We start from the raw sequence: 17,270 nt of genomic DNA on the forward strand, positions 1-17,270 counted from the left end.
TGATTTTCCTTGTTTTCTATCTGTCGCCTAATGAAAGCCCGGCAACGTCATCCGCTTTGTCATTTACCTCAAAGGGGGGCTGAGCCCCCCTTTGTCGTTGGTTCATGTCATCAGAAGTGGGTGTTGATGCTCATGTAGTAGGTGCGGCCCGGTTCGTTGTAGGTGGCCGCGCCCGCACCGGCGATGTTGATCGCACCGGTGTTCGGATCGCCGACGTTCTGCGCGTTGCCGGCGCGGAACTGGCGTTTGTCGAACAGGTTGTCGATGCCGGCGGTGAGGCTGACGTTTTTGGTCAGATCATAGGTCGCGCTGGCGCCGACGACGGCGTAAGGGCTAACCTCGCGGGTTTCGCCGCCGGTGGCCGGTTTACCCTGGTAGTTGTACTTCTTCGGCTTCTGCCGGCCGTACCAGGTCAGGGTGGACTGCAGCGACAGATCCTGCGTGGCCTGCCAGCTGAGGGTCGAGTTGACGGTGAACTTCGGGATCACCGACAGGTAATCGCCGGTGGTCTTGTTCTTGTTCTCGATCATGTAGGTGGCGTTGTTGCTCCAGGTGACGGTCTCGCTGACCGGCACGTTCAGCGAGCCTTCCAGCCCTTGCACCACCGCCTTCGGCACGTTTTCCCACTGATAGACCGCCGTGCCGGTGCTGCTGGTGGCGATGCGGGAGTTACCCGCTTCAATCTTGTTGTGGTAATCGTTGCGGAAGTAGGTCACGCCGGCCAGCCAGCCGTCGTTATGGAACTCCAGCCCGATCTCTTTGTTGACGCTGGTTTCCGCCTTCAGATCGTCGTTGCCGAGCAGGTAGCAGCCGTTTCTGGTATCGCTACCGGCGCATCCCTGGCCTTTGCTGTACAGCAGATAGTTGCCGTTGGTCTGGAACAGGGTCGGCGCCTTGTAGGAACGGGCGATGCCCATCTTCAGCGTGAAGTAGTCGCCCAGTTCCTGCGACAGGTTCAGCGCCGGGCTCCAGTTGTTGCCGGATTCCGAATGCAGATCGTAGCGCAGACCCGGCGTCAGCATGGTGGTGTCGGTCAGTTCAATGTTGTCTTCGGCGAACAGCGAGAAGATATGCGCGGAAGCGTAAGGGCTGCGCGTACCGGTCGTCATGCCGGGAATGGTGCCGCCCATCAGCGTTTGGCTGGTGGAGGTGCCGTCCTTCATGCGTTGCTGGCTCCATTCGGTGCCCAGCGTAGCGGTTTGCGCGACGCCCAGCTCGAACGGCACGCTGACTTCGCTGTGCGCCAGGAAGTCATCCAGCTTGGTGGTGCCGAAACCGGTGTTCTTGGTATCGAAGATGCCTTCGGTGCCGCCGGCCAAGCCTTCGTTCAGGCGGGTGTTGCGGGTGCGTTCGAACTGCACGTAGTTGTTGGTGCTCACGCCGTTGTCCCAGGCGCCGCGGTGGGTCAGGCCGAAGGTTTCACGGTAGATGCGGTTGGTCTCTTTGCCGTAGTTGCTCTGTACCAGGGTGTTGGTGTTGGTGTTCTGGGTATCGCCGGCGTACAGGTTGCCCTGGCGGCCATAGGCGTATTCGAACTCCAGCGACTGCAGATGGGCGAAATCCCAGTGCAGCAAGGCGTCGATGTTTTTATCGACCACCCCTTCGCGCCCGGCGGGCACGCTGTTGGCGTAGGCGCCGACGCGTTCGGATTTGTGCGATTCGTTAATGTCCCAGGCATCGGCCTGCGTTTTGCTGTAGCCGCCGAACAGGCGGAAGCTCAGGGAATCGCTCAGCGGGCCGGACAGGCTGAAATCGGTGCGCTTGGTGGCGCCTTCCTGCTTGTGCTGCGGCACGTTGAAGTAGCCGTTCAGCGAGCCGTGCAGCGCATCGCCGGCCTTCTTGGTGATGATGTTGACCACGCCGCCCGCGGCGCCGTTGCCATAGCGCGCCGCAGCCGGGCCGCGCAGCACTTCGATGCGTTCGATCATTTCCGGCGGCACCCAGGCGGTATCGCCGCGTGAGTCACGTTCGCCGCGCCAGCCCTGACGCACCGAGTTGCGGCTGGAGGCCGGTTTGCCGTCGATCAGAATCAGGGTGTTTTCCGGGCCCATGCCGCGGATATCGATCTGGCGGTTGTTGCCGCGCTGGCCGCTGGTGGAGTTGCCGGTCAGGTTAACCCCGGGCATGGTGCGGATCAGCTCGCTGATGTCGCGCGCCGGCGGGCGTTTCTTGATCTCATCGGCGGTGATGGTGGATACCCCCGGCGCCTGCAGGTTCTGCCGGGCGGCGGTCACGACGATGGTGTCTTCGCCGCGCGGCTTTTTATCCGCTGTGCCGCTGTTTTCTTCCGTGGTGGGGGTGTCGGTCTGCTGCGCGGCGTTGGCGAACGCGGACGCGCCCAATCCCAAGCCGATAAGAGTGGCCAAAGAATAACGTGATAGCTTGCTTTTCATTTGAGTGCCCTACCTTGCTGCCCTCCCTCGCCGAATGGGGGAAAGGCGGTTGTAGTTTTTGTGTAGTCGGAATAGAAAATCGGCTGCGGCAAGGGATGCCATTGATGTATCCCCGATCCCTGTCCGTTGCGCGCAATACCAGCACGATCTCCAAGCCTTACACACTATTGCAAATGCAAATTATTATCAATAGTATTTGGCCTACAGTGTGTTCGGGCGGTGGCCGGCGATAGGGAAAAGTCGACGTTCCCGGTGCCGCCAACTACAAAATGGGTAGGCGTTGTGAATACAGAACTAGAGTCAGAAAGCAGCAGATTATTGGCCAGCAGCAATGCGGGCAGTCCAGGGTGGTGGTTGACGGTGGCACGACGCGGTACGCCATGGGTAGAACCGGCGGGTAACGGCCGGTGGCGAACCACCTTTTTCTGGCGCGATCCGCAGGGATGCGAATTGACTTCCGCCTACCGCCGGGTGTGGATCAACATCAACTGCCTGACCGACCACCATCAGCCGAATCCGCCGCAAAGCCTGCTGCGTTTGGCCGGTACCGACGTATGGTACTGGCAGACCGAGCTGAACGGCGCCTGGCGCGGCAGCTACTGCTTTATTCCTTGTTTTGACGAGCGGCCGCCGGCGTTCAGCGACGACGACGCGCACGCCAACATGCACAACCTGCGTCACTGGTGGCACCAGGTGTTCGCCTGCGCCACTCCCGATCTGCTCAACCCCTATCGCTCCTGGCAAAGCGCCAGCGGCCACAGCGTTTCCGGTCTGCACATGCCGGATGCGCCGCCGCAGCCGGTGTGGCGCTCGTTCGATGAGTATGAGATCGCCAGCGGGCGCTGCACGCCGCCGCTGCCGGCGCGTTTGCAGCGCCATACCTGGCAGAGCGAGCGTCTGGGCAACAGCCGCGATGTCTGGATCTACACCACCGGCGACAGCAAGCCGGCCGAACGCCCGCTCGCGATCCTGCTCGACGGCCAGTTCTGGGCGAAGCAAATGCCGGTCTGGGCGCCGTTGATGCAACTGACCCGCGAGGGGGCGTTGCCGGAAGCGGTGTATGTGCTGATCGACATCATCGATCTGCCGCACCGGGCGCGTGAGCTGACCTGCAAGGACGATTTCTGGCTGGCGGTGCAGGAAGAACTGATGCCGCAACTGGCCGAATGGGCGCCGCACAGCGACAATCCGGCCGAGACGGTGGTGGCGGGGCAAAGCTTTGGCGGCCTGGCCTCTCTGTACGCCGGGCTGCGCTGGCCGCAGCGCTTCGGCGCGGTGATCACCCAGTCCGGCTCCTATTGGTGGCCGCGGCGCGACATGCTGCAGCTGCCGAGCATTCCCGACGACGCCTGCTGGCTGATGCAACAGGTCGAACGCCACGGCCTGGGCAACCACGGCGCGCTGAAGGTATTTATGGAAGCCGGTACGCAGGAAAAGCTGGTGCATCAGGTCAGCGGGCAAATGGCGGCGCGCCTGAGCGAAGCCGGCCATCGGGTGCACTACCGGGTGGTGGAAGGCGGGCACGACGCGCTGTGCTGGCGCAGCGGCCTGACCGACGGGCTGCAGGCGGTGTGGGCTTCCGCTTTCGCCACCGCTTATCCGGCATCGGTAACGACAGCGGCACAAGGAACGCAGGATGGAAAGCCTGAATCCGTTCGATGATCAACAGCAGCGCAGCCTGGTGCTGCGCAACGTACAACAACAATACAGTTTGTGGCCGGATTTCCGCGCCATTCCACCCGATTGGACGATCGTATTTGGCCCGGCGGCGCGCACCGAGTGCGCCGAGTGGCTGGAACAGCATTGGCAAGATATTCTGCCGGTCGCAGCACGCAAGGCGTGACCGGCGCCTGGTAATCACGGGAGCAATAAGCAGTGTCACACACCCCTAACTCTCTCAGCGGCCCGGCGCTTGCGGGCGAATGGCCGCTGGTCGCGGCGCAACCCGGCATTTGGGTCGCCGATCAAATCTCTCCGCATCGCAATGCTTACGCGGTGGCGCATGCCATCGAACTCAACGGCCCCGTCGCCGTGGAGCCCCTGCTGCAGGCCATCACTCAGGGTCTCGGCGAGGTGGACATGCTGCGGCTGCGTTTTGCGGAACGCGACGGCGTGCCGGTGCAATGGCTGGATGACTCGCTGGCGGTGCATGAGCCGGAACGGGTCGATCTGACGACGTCGCCGGATCCCGAAGCCGCCGCTCGCGCGCTGATGGACATCGATCTGACGAGCGATCTGCGCGCCGGCAGCGGCGCACCGCTGTATCGCCATGTGGTGATGCGCCTGGCGGACGATCGCTGGTTCTGGTATCAGCGTTATCACCATCTGCTGGTGGACGGTTTCAGCTTCACCGCCATCGCTCGCCGCGTGGCGGCGATTTATACCCATCTTTGCCGCGGCGACGCGCTCGAGCCAACGCCTTTCACGGCGTTCAGCGACGTGGTGGCGGAATACCAGGCTTACCGGCAGGCGCCGGCCTGGCAACGCGACGCCGATTTCTGGCGCGAAAAAGCGCGGCAGCTGCCGCCGCCGGCCACGATCTGCCCGCAGCCGCTGGCCGGGCAAACGCCCACGCCGCGCATCCACCGGCTGGAACAGCGCTGCGATCCGCAGGCCTTCGCCGAACTGGTGCAGCGTGGCGCGCAGCAGAAGCTGAACGCCGCCGATATGGCGGTGGCGTTGGTGGCGCTGTGGGTATCGCGCCTGAGCGGCCAACCGAGCTTCAGCGCCGGTTTTATCTTCATGCGCCGTACCGGCTCGGCCGCCTTGTGCGCAGCCGGCCCGGTGATCAATGTGCTGCCGATGGAGATGCATCTCGAGCCGCAGGCCACGCTGTATGAGGCCGCCGCACGCATCAGCCGCGAGCTGAAAACGGTGCGCCGCCATCAGCGCTACGACGCCGAACAGGTGCAGCGCGATCTGGGGCGCATCGGCGACGGCGAACCGCTGTACGGCACGGTCTTCAACTTCAAAATGTTCGATTACCAGCTGGATTTCGCCGGCATCGAGGGCATTACCCACGATCTGGCCTCCGGGCCGGTGCGCGATCTGGAGATTGCGCTGTTTATCGATGAACACCACCAATTGAAGGTGGAGCTGCTGGCCAATGCCGAACGTTACAGCCGCCAGGAGCTGCAGGCGCACCTGCAACGGTTGCCGCTGCTGCTGGCGCAGTTCGCCGCGCAGGCAACGTTGCCGATCGGCGAGGCCGATATGCTGACCGCCGACGATCGCGCGCTGCTGGCGCGGATCAACGACACGGCGCATCCGGTGCCGGCGACCACGCTGAGCCAATTGCTGGCGCAGCAGGCGCAAGCCACGCCGGACGCGCCGGCGTTAGCGGATGCGCATTTCAGCTTCACCTACCGCGAAACGCGCGAGCAGGTCACGGCGCTGGCGCGCCAGCTGGTGGCGCAGGGCGTGCGGCCGGGCGACATCGTGGCGGTGGCGCTGCCGCGGTCGGTGTTCCTGTCGCTGGCGTTGATGGCGATCGTCGAAGCGGGCGCCGCCTACCTGCCGCTGGACACCGGTTATCCGGACGAGCGGCTGGCGATGATGCTGGAAGACGCCGCGCCCCGCTTGCTCATCACTCACCCGGCGCAGCAGGCGCGTTTCGCCGACAAGGGTGACATGTTGCTGTATGACGCGCCGCTGGCGGCCGATCACGCCGCCGGGGTGGCGATCGCGGGCCCGACGCCGGACCATGCGGCCTATATCATCTTTACCTCCGGCTCCACCGGGCGCCCGAAAGGCGTGCTGGTCGGCCATCAGGCGATCGTCAACCGCCTGCTGTGGATGCAACACCAGTATCCGCTGGGGGCGGACGACGCGGTGCTGCAGAAAACGCCGTGCAGTTTCGATGTCTCGGTGTGGGAATTCTTCTGGCCATTGATGGTCGGCGCCCGGCTGGTGATGGCGCCGCCGGAGGCGCACCGCGATCCGCAGCAGCTGCAACAGCTGATCGCCCAACACCGCATTACCACGATGCACTTCGTACCGTCGATGCTGGCGGCTTTCGTTGCCGCCCTGGACGACGACGTGGCGGTGGCGAGCTGCGCCGCGCTGCGCCAGGTGTTCTGCAGCGGCGAAGCGCTGCCGGCGGAGCTGTGCCGCCTGTGGCAAAGCCGCACGGCGGTGCCGTTGCACAACCTCTACGGCCCGACCGAAGCGGCGGTGGACGTGACCTGGCATCCGGCCTACGGCGAGGCGCTGGCGAAGGTGACCGGCGCCAACGTGCCGATTGGCCTGCCGGTGTGGAACACCGGGCTGCGCATTCTGGACGCGCGTCTGCGGCCGGTGCCGCCGGGCGTGGCGGGCGATCTGTATCTGACCGGCGTCCAGTTGGCGCACGGCTACCTTGGCCGGGCGGATCTGACCGCCAGCCGCTTTGTCGCCGATCCGTTCGGTGAGGGCGGGCGCATGTACCGCACCGGCGACGTGGCGCGCTGGCTGCCGGACGGCGCGGTGGAATATTTGGGCCGCAGCGACGATCAGCTGAAGATCCGCGGGCAGCGTATCGAGCTGAGTGAAATCGACCACGCCCTGCTGTCGCTGCCGGGCGTGCGCCAGGCGGTGACGCACGCGCGGGTGCTGCAGGGCACGCCGGTGGACGCCGGCGGCGATGCGCGCCAGCTGGTGGGTTATCTGGTGATGCAGCCTGGCGCGAGCTGGGATGCGGAAGCCCTGCGCGCGGCGCTGGCCGACCGTCTGCCGCCGCACATGGTGCCGGTGGCGTTGGTGGAAATGCGCGATTTGCCGCTGAACGCCAACGGCAAGCTGGATCGCAAGGCCCTGCCGCAGCCGCAGGGCGGTGAGCGCAAGGCAGGGCGTCCGCCGCAGGCCGGGTTGGAAAGCGAGATCGCCGCGGTATTCGCCCGCTTGCTACAGCGCGAGCAGGTGTTCGCCGACGACGATTTCTTCGCGCTGGGCGGCCATTCGCTGCTGGCGATGCGTCTGGCGGCCGAGCTGCGCCGCGATCTGGGCAAGGCGGTGTCCGTCGGCCAGGTGATGGTGGCGTCGCGCGTCGAGCAACTGGCCGCCTTGCTGGCGGAAGATCGCACGCAGGAAGAGGCCGATCGCAGCGGCTTCGATAGCGTATTGCCGCTGCGCGTCACCGAGGGGCCGACGCTGTTCTGTCTGCATCCGGCGTCCGGTTTCTCCTGGCAGTTCAGCGTATTGCCGCGCTATCTCGATCAGCACTGGTCGCTGGTCGGCATTCAGTCGCCGCGGCCGGACGGCCCGCTGGCGCTGAGCGAAGACATGGACCAGGTGGTGGAGGCGCACCTGCAGACGGTGCTGCAGGTGCAGCCGCACGGGCCGTACCACTTCATCGGCTACTCGCTGGGCGGCACGCTGGCCCAGGGCATCGCCGCCCGGCTGCAGGCGCGCGGCGAGCAGGTGGCGTTCCTCGGCCTGCTGGATACCTATCCGCCGGAGACCCAAAACTGGGACGTGATGCTGGACGACAACGTGTTGAAGGAAGTGCAGCGCGAGCGCGAACAGTTCCTGGCGGTGTCGCAGGATACGCTCGATCCGGCGCTGGGCGAGACGCGCACCCTGATGTTTGACAACATCGAAGCCAACTACGCCGATTCGGTGCGGTTGCTGTCGCACACGCGGACCGCCCGCTTCCACGGCCAGGCGACGCTGTTCGTCGCCAAACGCACGTTGCAGGCAGGGATGGACGTGCAGCAGACCTGGTCGCAGTACGTCGATGCGCTGCAGGCGCACGAACTCGACTGCGCGCATGTCGATATCGTTTCGCCGGCGTCGTTCAAAGTGCTGGGGCCGCTGCTGAACCGGATTTTGCGCACGCTGTAATAACGCCCGTCATCTCGCCGCCAGGCACGGGGACTGCCCCGCGTTTGGCGGCATTTCTTGCGTCCGCTCACAATTGAATATCAATGATTTCTATTATCATTATTGATTTCGTTATCTGTGCTAGCATAGCGCTCCGCAACTGCAGAATCCCCGTTTAAAGATGTGGTGAACAACCGATGAGTAGCAAACCCTCCATCCTGCTTGATTTTAGCCTGCTGAAAACCCACCGGGCCTTTCGCGCGGTATTCTGCGCGCGTTTCATCTCCATTGTGGCGCTGGGGCTGATGGCGATCGCCATCCCGGTGCAGCTCCAGGCGCTGACCGGTTCCACCCTGCAGGTCGGGTTGGCGGTGACGCTGGCCGGCGGCGGCATGTTCGCCGGGCTGCTGATGGGCGGCGTATTGGCCGATCGCTATGAGCGGCGCCGGTTGATCCTGTTCGCGCGCTCCACTTGCGGCATCGGGTTCGTCGGCCTGTGCCTCAACGCCCTGTTGCCGTCACCTTCGCTGGCGGCCATTTATCTGCTGGCGGTGTGGGACGGTTTCTTCGGCGCCGTGGGGGTGACGGCGCTGCTGGCGGCCACGCCGGCGCTGGTGGGCCGCGAAAACATCGTGCAGGCGGGCGCCATCAGCATGCTGACGGTGCGCTTCGGCTCGATTCTTTCCCCGGCCATCGGCGGCCTGGTGATCGCCCATATGGGCATCGCCTGGAACTACGGCCTGGCGGCGTTCGGCACCCTGTTGACGTTGCTGCCGCTGCTGAGCCTGCCGCAGCTGATGCCGCCGCCGCAGCCGCGGGAACATCCGCTGCGCGCGCTGGCGGGCGGTTTCGCCTTCCTGTTCCAGAACAAGGTGATCGGCATGGTGGCGCTGATCGGCGCGTTGCTGACCATGGCCAGCGCGGTGCGCGTGCTGTACCCGGCGATGGCGGAAAGCTGGCGCATCGACGCAGCCCACCTCGGTTATATGTACGCCGCCGTGCCGCTCGGCGCGACTATTGGTGCGTTCACCAGCGGGCGCGTGGCGCACGTGGCGCGCCCCGGTTGGGTGATGCTGCTGACGGCGATCGCGGCTTTCGCCTCTATTGGCCTGTTCGGCCTGATGCCGTGGTACAGCCTGGCGTTGCTGTGCCTGGTGGCGTTCGGCTACCTGAGCGCGCTGAACTCGCTGCTGCAATACGGCCTGATCCAGGGCCTGACGCCGGACAATTTCCTTGGCCGCATCAACGGCCTGTGGACGGCGCAGAACGTGGTGGGCGATGCGCTGGGCGCGTTGCTGCTGGGGGCGATGGGCGCCTTTATGCTGCCGGCGATGAGCGCCAGCGGTTTCGGCTTTGGCGCGGCGCTGCTCGGCATCCTGTTGCTGTTCGCCATGACCGGTTTGCGCCAGGTTACGCTGCACAAACCGGAGCCGCAGCCCGCCACAGAAAAGTAGTCGAACGCGTTAAGACAACGCTGTGGGATCAAATAAAAGGCTGCGTCCCACCCTTGCACGTGAGCGCCGCTGGCGGTCATTTGGGCGCGCAGCAAGGCGCGAGTCGTGAGGTTTGGTGGGCCAAATAAGCGACTCGCAACACCGATGCGCGTCCAAATGGCCCCAGCCCTTCGGGTCGCGCCCCAAAAACCCGTACTCCGCGTTGTCGGGCTGGAACATAGGCCCGCTATGCCCTGCACCCTCCGCCTTGATTACGGGCTTTTGGGTCTGCGACGGCGCCACGGTCAAGGGTGGGGCGCAGCCTGGCTTATCATCGGCATGCGTAAAACCCACAGCGTTTATGTCATGATTTCGAAATGAAAGAAGTGCTTACGTTTATTGACATAGCAAATATCGGCGAGTAATTTAGCGCGGAATCAACTCAAATGATAATCATTATTATATTGGTTATCACTTCAAATTCTTGAGGGCGAAGCGATGGTTACTGCCGTGAACGACATCAATCGAAAGGAAATGCAGGAGCGCGAAGAACACCGGTTCGCCGCTGATTTTTCTCCGGCGTCGGGCTTCTTCTTTACCTCCCCTTACCGCAGCTTGACCACCACCGGTTGTTTCAGCCGCATTCGCCTGCCGGCCGCGGACGGCGCAGATCTGAACGGCGAGTTCCAGCGCCGCGTGCGGCAGGCGTTTGCCGAGGCCCGTCAGGCCGGCATCAAAAAGCCGCTGCTGTGTGGCGCCATTCCGTTCGATACCCGGCAGCCTTCGGCGCTGTTTGTTCCCCAGCAGAGCCGCTGGTTCGACCGCGCCGCCTTTATGGCCGGCGTTCGGCCTTCGGCGAACGGCCCTGAACTGGCCGGGGTGACGGAGCTGCCGCCGCAGCAGACGTTCATGAACATGGTCAGCGACGCCGTTGCCGCGATGAAGGCCGGTGAGCTGGATAAAGTGGTTTTGTCGCGCCTGCTGGAGATCGAAACGCGTCAGCCGGTGGATCGCCATGCGCTGATGGCGCGCGTGATCGCCCAGAACCCACACGGTTTCCACTTCCATGTACCGCTGGAGCAGGGCGCGCTGTTGGGTGCCAGCCCGGAGCTGCTGCTGCGTCAGGACGGTGGCCGTTTCTATTCCAACCCGCTGGCCGGTTCCGCCCGGCGCGAGGCCGATCCGCAGCGCGATCGCGAAGTGGGGGAGCGGCTGATGGCCTCGGCGAAAGATCGCCACGAGCACCGCATCGTCACCGAAAGCATGCGCGACGTGCTGGCTGGCCGCTGCCGCTACCTGAACGTGCCGCACACCCCTGAACTGCTGACCACCACCACGCTGTGGCATCTCTCCACGCCGATCGACGGCGAGGCGGCGTCTCCGGACGAAAACGCCCTGTCGCTGGCCTGCCTGTTGCACCCGACGCCGGCGCTGTGCGGCATGCCGACGGCCGAGGCGCACGCCCTGATCGGCAAGCTGGAGCCGTTCGATCGCGGCCTGTTCGGCGGCATCGTCGGCTGGTGCGACGACGAAGGCAACGGCGAGTGGGTTGTGACTATCCGCTGCGGCACCGTTGACGGCAACCGGGTGCGGCTGTTCGCGCGCCGGCATTGTGGAAGACTCTTCACCCGAATCTGAATGGCATGAAACAGGTACCAAACTCAGCACCATTCTGCGTGCCTTTGGTATGAATCAAGGATAACGACAAGATGAGCATTGCCTTTACCCCCTGGCCGGCGGAGTTCGCCAGCCGCTATCGCGAGCGCGGCTACTGGATTGACAAGCCGCTGACCGAGATCCTCGACCGCCAGGCCAACAACGACGCTCCGGCGATTATCGACGCCCAGGGCAGCCTGACCTACCGCGAGTTGCAGCAGCGCGCCGATCGCCTGGCGGCCGCTTTGCTGCGCCGCGGCGTGAAATCCGGCGACACCGCGCTGGTGCAGCTGGGCAACGTGGCGGAATTTTATATCGTGTTCTTCGCGCTGCTGAAAATTGGCGTGGCGCCGGTCAACGCGCTGTTCAGCCATCAGCGCAGCGAGCTGAACGCCTATGCCGAGCAGATCAAACCGGCGCTGCTGATCGCCGATCGCCGGCACGCGCTGTTTGCCGACGATCATTTCCTGAACGCCTTCCGCGATGCGCATCCTTCGCTGCGTGCCGTGGCGCTGCGCAGCCAGCCCGAGGGCGAGCTTGCGCTGGCCGCCTGGCAGGAAGAAGCGAGCGACGGCTTTGTCGCGCAGCCTTCCGCGGCCGATCGGGTGGCGTTCTTCCAGCTTTCCGGCGGCAGCACCGGCACGCCGAAGCTGATCCCGCGCACCCACAACGATTACTACTACAGCATTCGCCGCAGCGTGGAGATCTGCCGTTTCGACGCGCAGACCCGCTATCTGTGCGCGCTGCCGGTGGCGCACAACTACCCGATGAGTTCGCCGGGCGTGCTGGGCGTGTTTTATGGCGCTGGGCTGGTGGTGTTCGCCGCCGATCCGGACGCCGCGCAGTGCTTCCGCCTGATCGAACAGCATCAAATCAACGTGACGGCGCTGGTGCCGCCGGCGGTCACGCTGTGGCTGCAGGCGATCGAAGAGTGGGGCGGCAATGCCCAGCTCGCCAGCCTGAAACTGCTGCAGGTGGGCGGCGCCAAGCTGGGCGAAACGCTGGCGGCGCGTATTCAGAACGAAATCGGCTGCCAACTGCAGCAGGTGTTCGGCATGGCGGAAGGGCTGGTGAACTACACCCGGCTGGACGACGACGAACGCCACATCCTGACGACGCAAGGGCGGCCGATGTCGCCGGACGACGAAGTGTGGGTGGCGGACGACGACGGCAATCCGTTGCCGGCGGGTGAGATCGGGCGGTTGATGACGCGCGGGCCTTACACCTTCCGCGGTTACTACCAGAGCCCGGTGCACAACGCCGACGCCTTCGACGCCGACGGTTTCTACTGCTCCGGCGATCTGATCAGCATTAGCGAAGACGGTTACATCACCGTACAAGGGCGGCAAAAAGACCAGATCAACCGCGGCGGAGAGAAGATCGCCGCCGAGGAGATCGAGAACCTGCTGCTGCGTCATTCGGACGTGATCAACGCCGCGCTGGTGTCGATGCCGGACGCGCTGATGGGGGAGAAGAGCTGCGCCTATATCATCGCCAACGCGCCGCTGAAGCCGGTGGTGCTGCGTCGCCACCTGCGCGAACAGGGTGTGGCGGACTTCAAACTGCCGGATCGCTTTATTCAGGTGGACAGCCTGCCGCTGACCCCGGTCGGCAAAGTGGACAAAAAACGGCTGCGCGAGCAGCTCGACGCGCAACTACAGACTCAGGCTCAGGGAGATTAATTGATGGCCATTCCAAAACTTAATGATTACGCGCTGCCGACGGCGGACGAACTGCCGCAAAATAAAGTCACCTGGCAGGTAGAACCGCAGCGCGCCGCGCTGCTGATCCACGACATGCAGCAGTATTTCCTCAATTTCTGGGGCGAAGACAGCGCGCTGATTAAACAGGTGGTGGAGAACATTGCCAACCTGCGTCGTTACTGCAAACAGCAGGGCATTCCGGTGTTCTATACCGCGCAGCCAAACCAGCAGAGCGATGAAGATCGCGCGCTGTTGAACGACATGTGGGGGCCGGGCCTGAACAAACACCCCGAGCAGCAGGCGGTGACCGCCGCGCTGGCGCCGGACGAAGACGACACGGTGCTGGTGAAATGGCGCTACAGCGCTTTCCACCGCTCGCCGCTGCAGGAGATCCTGCAGGAGTCCGGCCGCGATCAGCTGATCATCTGCGGCGTGTATGCGCACATTGGCTGCCTGACCACCGCCATCGACGCCTTCATGCGCAACATCCAGCCTTTCATGGTGGCCGACGGCCTGGCGGACTTCTCGCGTGACGAACACCTGATGGCGCTGCGCTACACCGCCGGCCGCTGCGGCCGGGTGGTGACCACCGCGTCTCTGCTGCCGGCGGCCGGCATCGCCAGCATCGACGCGTTGCGTCAGCAAATCCTGCCGCTGCTGGACGAAGACAGCGAAGAGATGGGCAACGATGAAAACCTGATCGATTACGGTCTGGATTCGGTGCGCATCATGGAGCTGGCGACCCGCTGGCGCAAGATCCGCGGCGATATCGATTTTATCGCGCTGGCGCGCAACCCGACCATCGACAGCTGGTGGGCGCTGCTTTCCGAAGAGAAAGCCTGATTTTAATAATGAAAAGAGGGCGGCCGCGCGGTCGCCCCGTTGGCTCTATAAGGAGATTTCGATGAATGCTTTGATCACCAAGGGAAAACGGGCGGCATTTCCGCTGATGCTGCTGTCCACGCTGCTGTTCTCCAACACCTTGCAGGCGCAGACCGCGCCGGACGTGCTGCGCAAACCGGTCGGCAAGGGCGCCTATGAAATGGCCTACAGCCCGAGCGAGAACGCGCTCTACCTGGCCACGTCGCAGAGCCGCAAGCTGGATAAGGGCGGCATCGTCTACCGCCTGGATCCGACCACGCTGGACGTGACCCAGATTATTCATAACGACATCAAGCCGTTTGGCGCCGCCATCAACGCCAAGACCGGCACGCTGTTCTTCGGCAACACCGTCAATAACTCGGTGACCGCCATCGACGCCAAGACCGGCGACGTAAAAGGCCGCCTGGTGCTGGACGCGCGCCAGCGCTCCGAGACCGTCAAGCCGCTGGCGCCGCGCGAACTGGTGGCGGATGCCGACAGCGATACCCTGTATATCACCGGGCTGGGTGAATCCAGCGTGGTGTGGGTGGTGGACGGCAAGGATCTGACCCTGCGCGCCACCGTGGCCGACACCGGCAAATACGGTACCGGCCTGGCGCTGGACGCCGCCGCCAAGCGCCTGTACGTCACCAACGCCGACGGCGAGCTGGTGACCATCGATACCCAGAGCAACAAGGTGCTGTCGCGCAAGAAGCTGGATGCGTCCAAAGAGCACTTCTTCCTGAACCTCAGCCTGGATACCGCCACCCATCGCGCCTTCATCACCGATTCCAAGCAGCCGCAGGTGCTGGTGGTGGATACCTGCAACGGCAACATCCTGAGCAAGATAGACGTGCCGGAATCGTTGGCGGTGCTGTTCAACCCGGCGCGCAATGAAGTCTACGTCACCCACCGCCAGGCGGGCGAAGTGAGCGTGATTGACGCCAAGAGCTACAAGGTGCTGAACACCATCAAGACGCCGACCCATCCGAACAGCCTGGCGCTGTCGCCGGATGGCCAGACGCTGTACGTCAGCGTCAAGCAGGCTTCCAGCCGCGAAAAAGAGGCGACCGCGCCGGACGACGTGATCCGCGTAGCGCTGAAGTAATCCCGCGCAGAATAACCCCCCTCGAACAGGCGAAGCGGCGACGCTCCGCCTGTTTTTTTTCGCCGTGCGATCTGCGGTATAAAGTGTGGATTGCCTTATTGATCCGAAGGAACGTTGGTTATGCCTGCCTCACGCACACCGCGGTTGTTGTCCGTTATCACCCTGCTGCTGCTGGCCGCGCTGATCCACAGCGGCATCAGCCCTTACGATCGCACCACCTGGTTGATGGAGGTGGCGCCGGTATTGATTGTTTTGCCGCTGCTGTGGCTGACCCATCGCCGTTATCCACTGACGCCGCTGCTCTATACGCTGATTTTCTTCCACGCGCTGATCCTGATTTTCGGCGGCATGTACAGCTACGCCCGCGTACCGCTGGGGTTTGAGGTGCAGCAGTGGCTGGATCTTGGCCGCAACCCGTACGACAAACTGGGGCATTTCTTCCAGGGGCTGGTGCCGGCGCTGGCGGCGCGCGAGATCCTGCTACGCGGCGGTTATGTGCAGGGCCGCAAAATGCTGGGCTTCGTGGTGTGCTGTATCGCGCTGGCGATCAGCGCGGTGTATGAGCTTATCGAGTGGTGGGCGGCGCTGGCGCTGGGCCAGGGCGCCGATGAGTTTCTCGGCACCCAGGGCGACCCGTGGGACACGCAGTCCGACATGTTCTGCGCCTTGCTCGGCGCGATAGCCGGTCAATGGCTGTTTGGTGGCTGGCAGGATCGGCAACTGCGGCGTTTAAAGGCGTAAGCCCGGCGGCGGTTGAGCCTGGTGAAAATGGATATTTCTCGTGCCGCCCGGTATTTGCCGGGCAGCATTTTTAATGTCGACATGATAAAAATCGACAATCATCAGTTAAATGTTTGGCGCCCTGTGAGACAGCACAATGTTATTTCCCATATTTATGTTTATTTAGCTTTTTATGCGCTTTTCTAGGAATTTTCTTAACTCATGCCGTGTGCTACTATTCTCATGTTTAACAAGGGCTAATTATTATTAATTAGTTTTTTGAGCGGGGAACAATGAGATACATAATTAATAATAAGATTAAATATCATGAGGATAGATCAGAGTTGGTGGATCTCAACGCTGAGCTGCCGCCTCAACCGCTCACCGCCACGCTGAACCGCCTGCTGTCCGCGTTGGTCAGAAACAATAACCTGGTGGTCTCCCGCGATACCCTGCTGACGCAAGTATGGGAAGCGCACGGCCAGGTGGCCTCCGGCAATAACCTCAATAACACCATTTCCATCCTGCGCAAGATGTTCGCCGCCATGGGCGAGGACGACATTATCGTCACGTTGCCGCGCCAGGGATTCATGTTTACCGCCGCTTCGTTGAAGACGACGGATAGCCTGGCGGAGAGTTTGCCGGAGATGCCGATCCTGGCGGCTGCAGAAAACCCCTTGCCGACCAGGCCGCTGCGAGTGCAGCGATTTAAGCGCTTCGGGTTGGCCGCGTTGCTGCTGCTGGCGGCGGGGAGCGGGATTTTGGCCTGGCAGGAGACGGGGTATCCCTCGGCCAGTTTGATGACGGTGGGTAAGATCGGGAGCTGTAATGTGCAATTTGTCACTTCCTATCACAATGTCGGCCCCGGCGAGATCGACCTGAACCACCTGAAGAACATGTTGCAAGAGAAGAAAACGGCAACCTGCGGCGAGCCGGCGACGTTGCTTTATTATGACAGCCAGGCCCTGGTGCCAAATGCCAGTGGACGGGTCAGAGCATCTTATTTCTATTATTGTCCGCAAGAGGCCATGACCTCGGGCAAAGTACAATGTGAGAACTACTATGAAAGCAGGGGTCTATAGCTCGGTATGCCGCCACGGTTATGCGATTGCCGCGGCGGTGGCCGTGCTGGTATGCAGCGTTTCTGCTTATTTTTTATTTTTTAAACCGCAAATTCCGGAATGTACGGCGGTTGAACGTTTCGTCAACCAATATGAAGGAAAAATGCTGGAGAGAACGCTGCTGATAAGCGTGGTCCCTGATGGGGTGAGGCATGCCACCATACTGTTTAACGGCAGTGTGTTTTACGATGGCAAGCGTTACATCATTGAGCGTTCCCTGGGGATAGACTACCGAAAATGGGGGGGCAACTACGAATTTCGGGTGCGGGAAAATATCAAAAAGCCGCCGGACACGCTACAAAATGAGGCGCTGAACCGCAGTTTACCAATGGAAGGGCAGACGATTCACCTGCGTATTGAACGCATGGATGCACGCCATTATCTGTTTGTGGATAACCATGCGCCGTATTATGTCTGCGTGACGTCATCATAACAGCAGCCTGCGCCCCCGGTACGACCGAGGGGCAAGGTGGATT

11 protein-coding genes and 1 pseudogene are annotated in these 17,270 nt (G+C 62.9%); 11 read left to right on the forward strand and 1 reads right to left on the reverse strand.

All coding sequences use genetic code 11. The features are described from left to right. Positions 1–110: 110 nt before the first annotated feature. Positions 111–2,393, reverse strand: a complete 2,283-nt coding sequence (locus ITX55_RS05515) for a TonB-dependent siderophore receptor (protein ID WP_197756234.1) — start codon at positions 2,391–2,393, stop codon at positions 111–113. A 282-nt stretch (positions 2,394–2,675) separates the two neighbouring features. On the opposite strand from ITX55_RS05515, the gene fes reads away from it, so the two are divergent. The 11 genes and pseudogenes from fes (at position 2,676) to ITX55_RS05570 (ending at position 17,227) form a co-directional block, all read left to right on the forward strand. Next, positions 2,676–4,055: an enterochelin esterase gene (gene fes, locus ITX55_RS05520; RefSeq protein WP_080273360.1), complete on the forward strand. Its 1,380-nt coding sequence runs from the start codon at positions 2,676–2,678 to the stop codon at positions 4,053–4,055. Continuing rightward, a complete protein-coding gene (locus ITX55_RS05525; protein ID WP_033644173.1) occupies positions 4,030–4,236 on the forward strand; it encodes an MbtH family protein in 207 nt (68 codons plus the stop codon). Before fes ends, ITX55_RS05525 begins: the two co-directional genes overlap by 26 nt. A gap of 32 nt (positions 4,237–4,268) precedes the next feature. After that, positions 4,269–8,213: an enterobactin synthase subunit F gene (locus ITX55_RS05530; protein WP_223084883.1), complete on the forward strand. Its 3,945-nt coding sequence runs from the start codon at positions 4,269–4,271 to the stop codon at positions 8,211–8,213. 176 nt (positions 8,214–8,389) lie between these two features. Continuing rightward, positions 8,390–9,646 carry an enterobactin transporter EntS gene (gene entS / locus ITX55_RS05535; protein ID WP_197756236.1) on the forward strand — a complete coding sequence of 419 codons (1,257 nt, stop codon included), beginning with the start codon at positions 8,390–8,392 and terminating at the stop codon, positions 9,644–9,646. A 477-nt stretch (positions 9,647–10,123) separates the two neighbouring features. Then, positions 10,124–11,327, forward strand: a pseudogene (locus ITX55_RS05540) (isochorismate synthase). Between the two features lie 7 nt (positions 11,328–11,334). Next, entirely contained in the window at positions 11,335–12,963 is a 1,629-nt protein-coding gene (locus tag ITX55_RS05545; protein ID WP_197756237.1) for a (2,3-dihydroxybenzoyl)adenylate synthase, read from the forward strand. A 3-nt stretch (positions 12,964–12,966) separates the two neighbouring features. Then, positions 12,967–13,827 (forward strand): isochorismatase, encoded by an 861-nt coding sequence (locus ITX55_RS05550; protein WP_046898181.1) that lies wholly within the window; start codon positions 12,967–12,969, stop codon positions 13,825–13,827. 106 nt (positions 13,828–13,933) lie between these two features. Beyond that, on the forward strand, positions 13,934–14,953 hold the full coding sequence (locus ITX55_RS05555) for a YncE family protein (RefSeq protein WP_370632637.1): 1,020 nt from the start codon (positions 13,934–13,936) through the stop codon (positions 14,951–14,953). Positions 14,954–15,073: 120 nt separating this feature from the next. Continuing rightward, on the forward strand, positions 15,074–15,694 hold the full coding sequence (locus ITX55_RS05560; protein ID WP_089192454.1) for a DUF2238 domain-containing protein: 621 nt from the start codon (positions 15,074–15,076) through the stop codon (positions 15,692–15,694). A 326-nt stretch (positions 15,695–16,020) separates the two neighbouring features. Further along, on the forward strand, positions 16,021–16,755 hold the full coding sequence (locus tag ITX55_RS05565) for a winged helix-turn-helix domain-containing protein (protein ID WP_233501983.1): 735 nt from the start codon (positions 16,021–16,023) through the stop codon (positions 16,753–16,755). Then, positions 16,736–17,227 (forward strand): hypothetical protein, encoded by a 492-nt coding sequence (locus tag ITX55_RS05570; protein ID WP_147839156.1) that lies wholly within the window; start codon positions 16,736–16,738, stop codon positions 17,225–17,227. Before ITX55_RS05565 ends, ITX55_RS05570 begins: the two co-directional genes overlap by 20 nt. Positions 17,228–17,270 lie beyond the last annotated feature (43 nt).

The sequence above is a fragment of the Serratia sp. EWG9 genome (genome assembly GCF_019913725.1).
GTDB lineage: Bacteria > Pseudomonadota > Gammaproteobacteria > Enterobacterales > Enterobacteriaceae > Serratia > Serratia ureilytica.

Bases quoted from the DNA above. Each gene is read 5' to 3' on its own strand.
- ITX55_RS05515 (WP_197756234.1), bottom strand. From the start codon at position 2,393: ATGAAAAGCAAGCTATCACGTTATTCTTTGGCCACTCTTATCGGCTTG.
- ITX55_RS05525 (WP_033644173.1), top strand. From the start codon at position 4,030: ATGGAAAGCCTGAATCCGTTCGATGATCAACAGCAGCGCAGCCTGGTG.
- entS (WP_197756236.1), top strand. From the start codon at position 8,390: ATGAGTAGCAAACCCTCCATCCTGCTTGATTTTAGCCTGCTGAAAACC.
- ITX55_RS05545 (WP_197756237.1), top strand. From the start codon at position 11,335: ATGAGCATTGCCTTTACCCCCTGGCCGGCGGAGTTCGCCAGCCGCTAT.
- ITX55_RS05550 (WP_046898181.1), top strand. From the start codon at position 12,967: ATGGCCATTCCAAAACTTAATGATTACGCGCTGCCGACGGCGGACGAA.
- ITX55_RS05555 (WP_370632637.1), top strand. From the start codon at position 13,934: ATGCTGCTGTCCACGCTGCTGTTCTCCAACACCTTGCAGGCGCAGACC.
- ITX55_RS05560 (WP_089192454.1), top strand. From the start codon at position 15,074: ATGCCTGCCTCACGCACACCGCGGTTGTTGTCCGTTATCACCCTGCTG.
- ITX55_RS05570 (WP_147839156.1), top strand. From the start codon at position 16,736: ATGAAAGCAGGGGTCTATAGCTCGGTATGCCGCCACGGTTATGCGATT.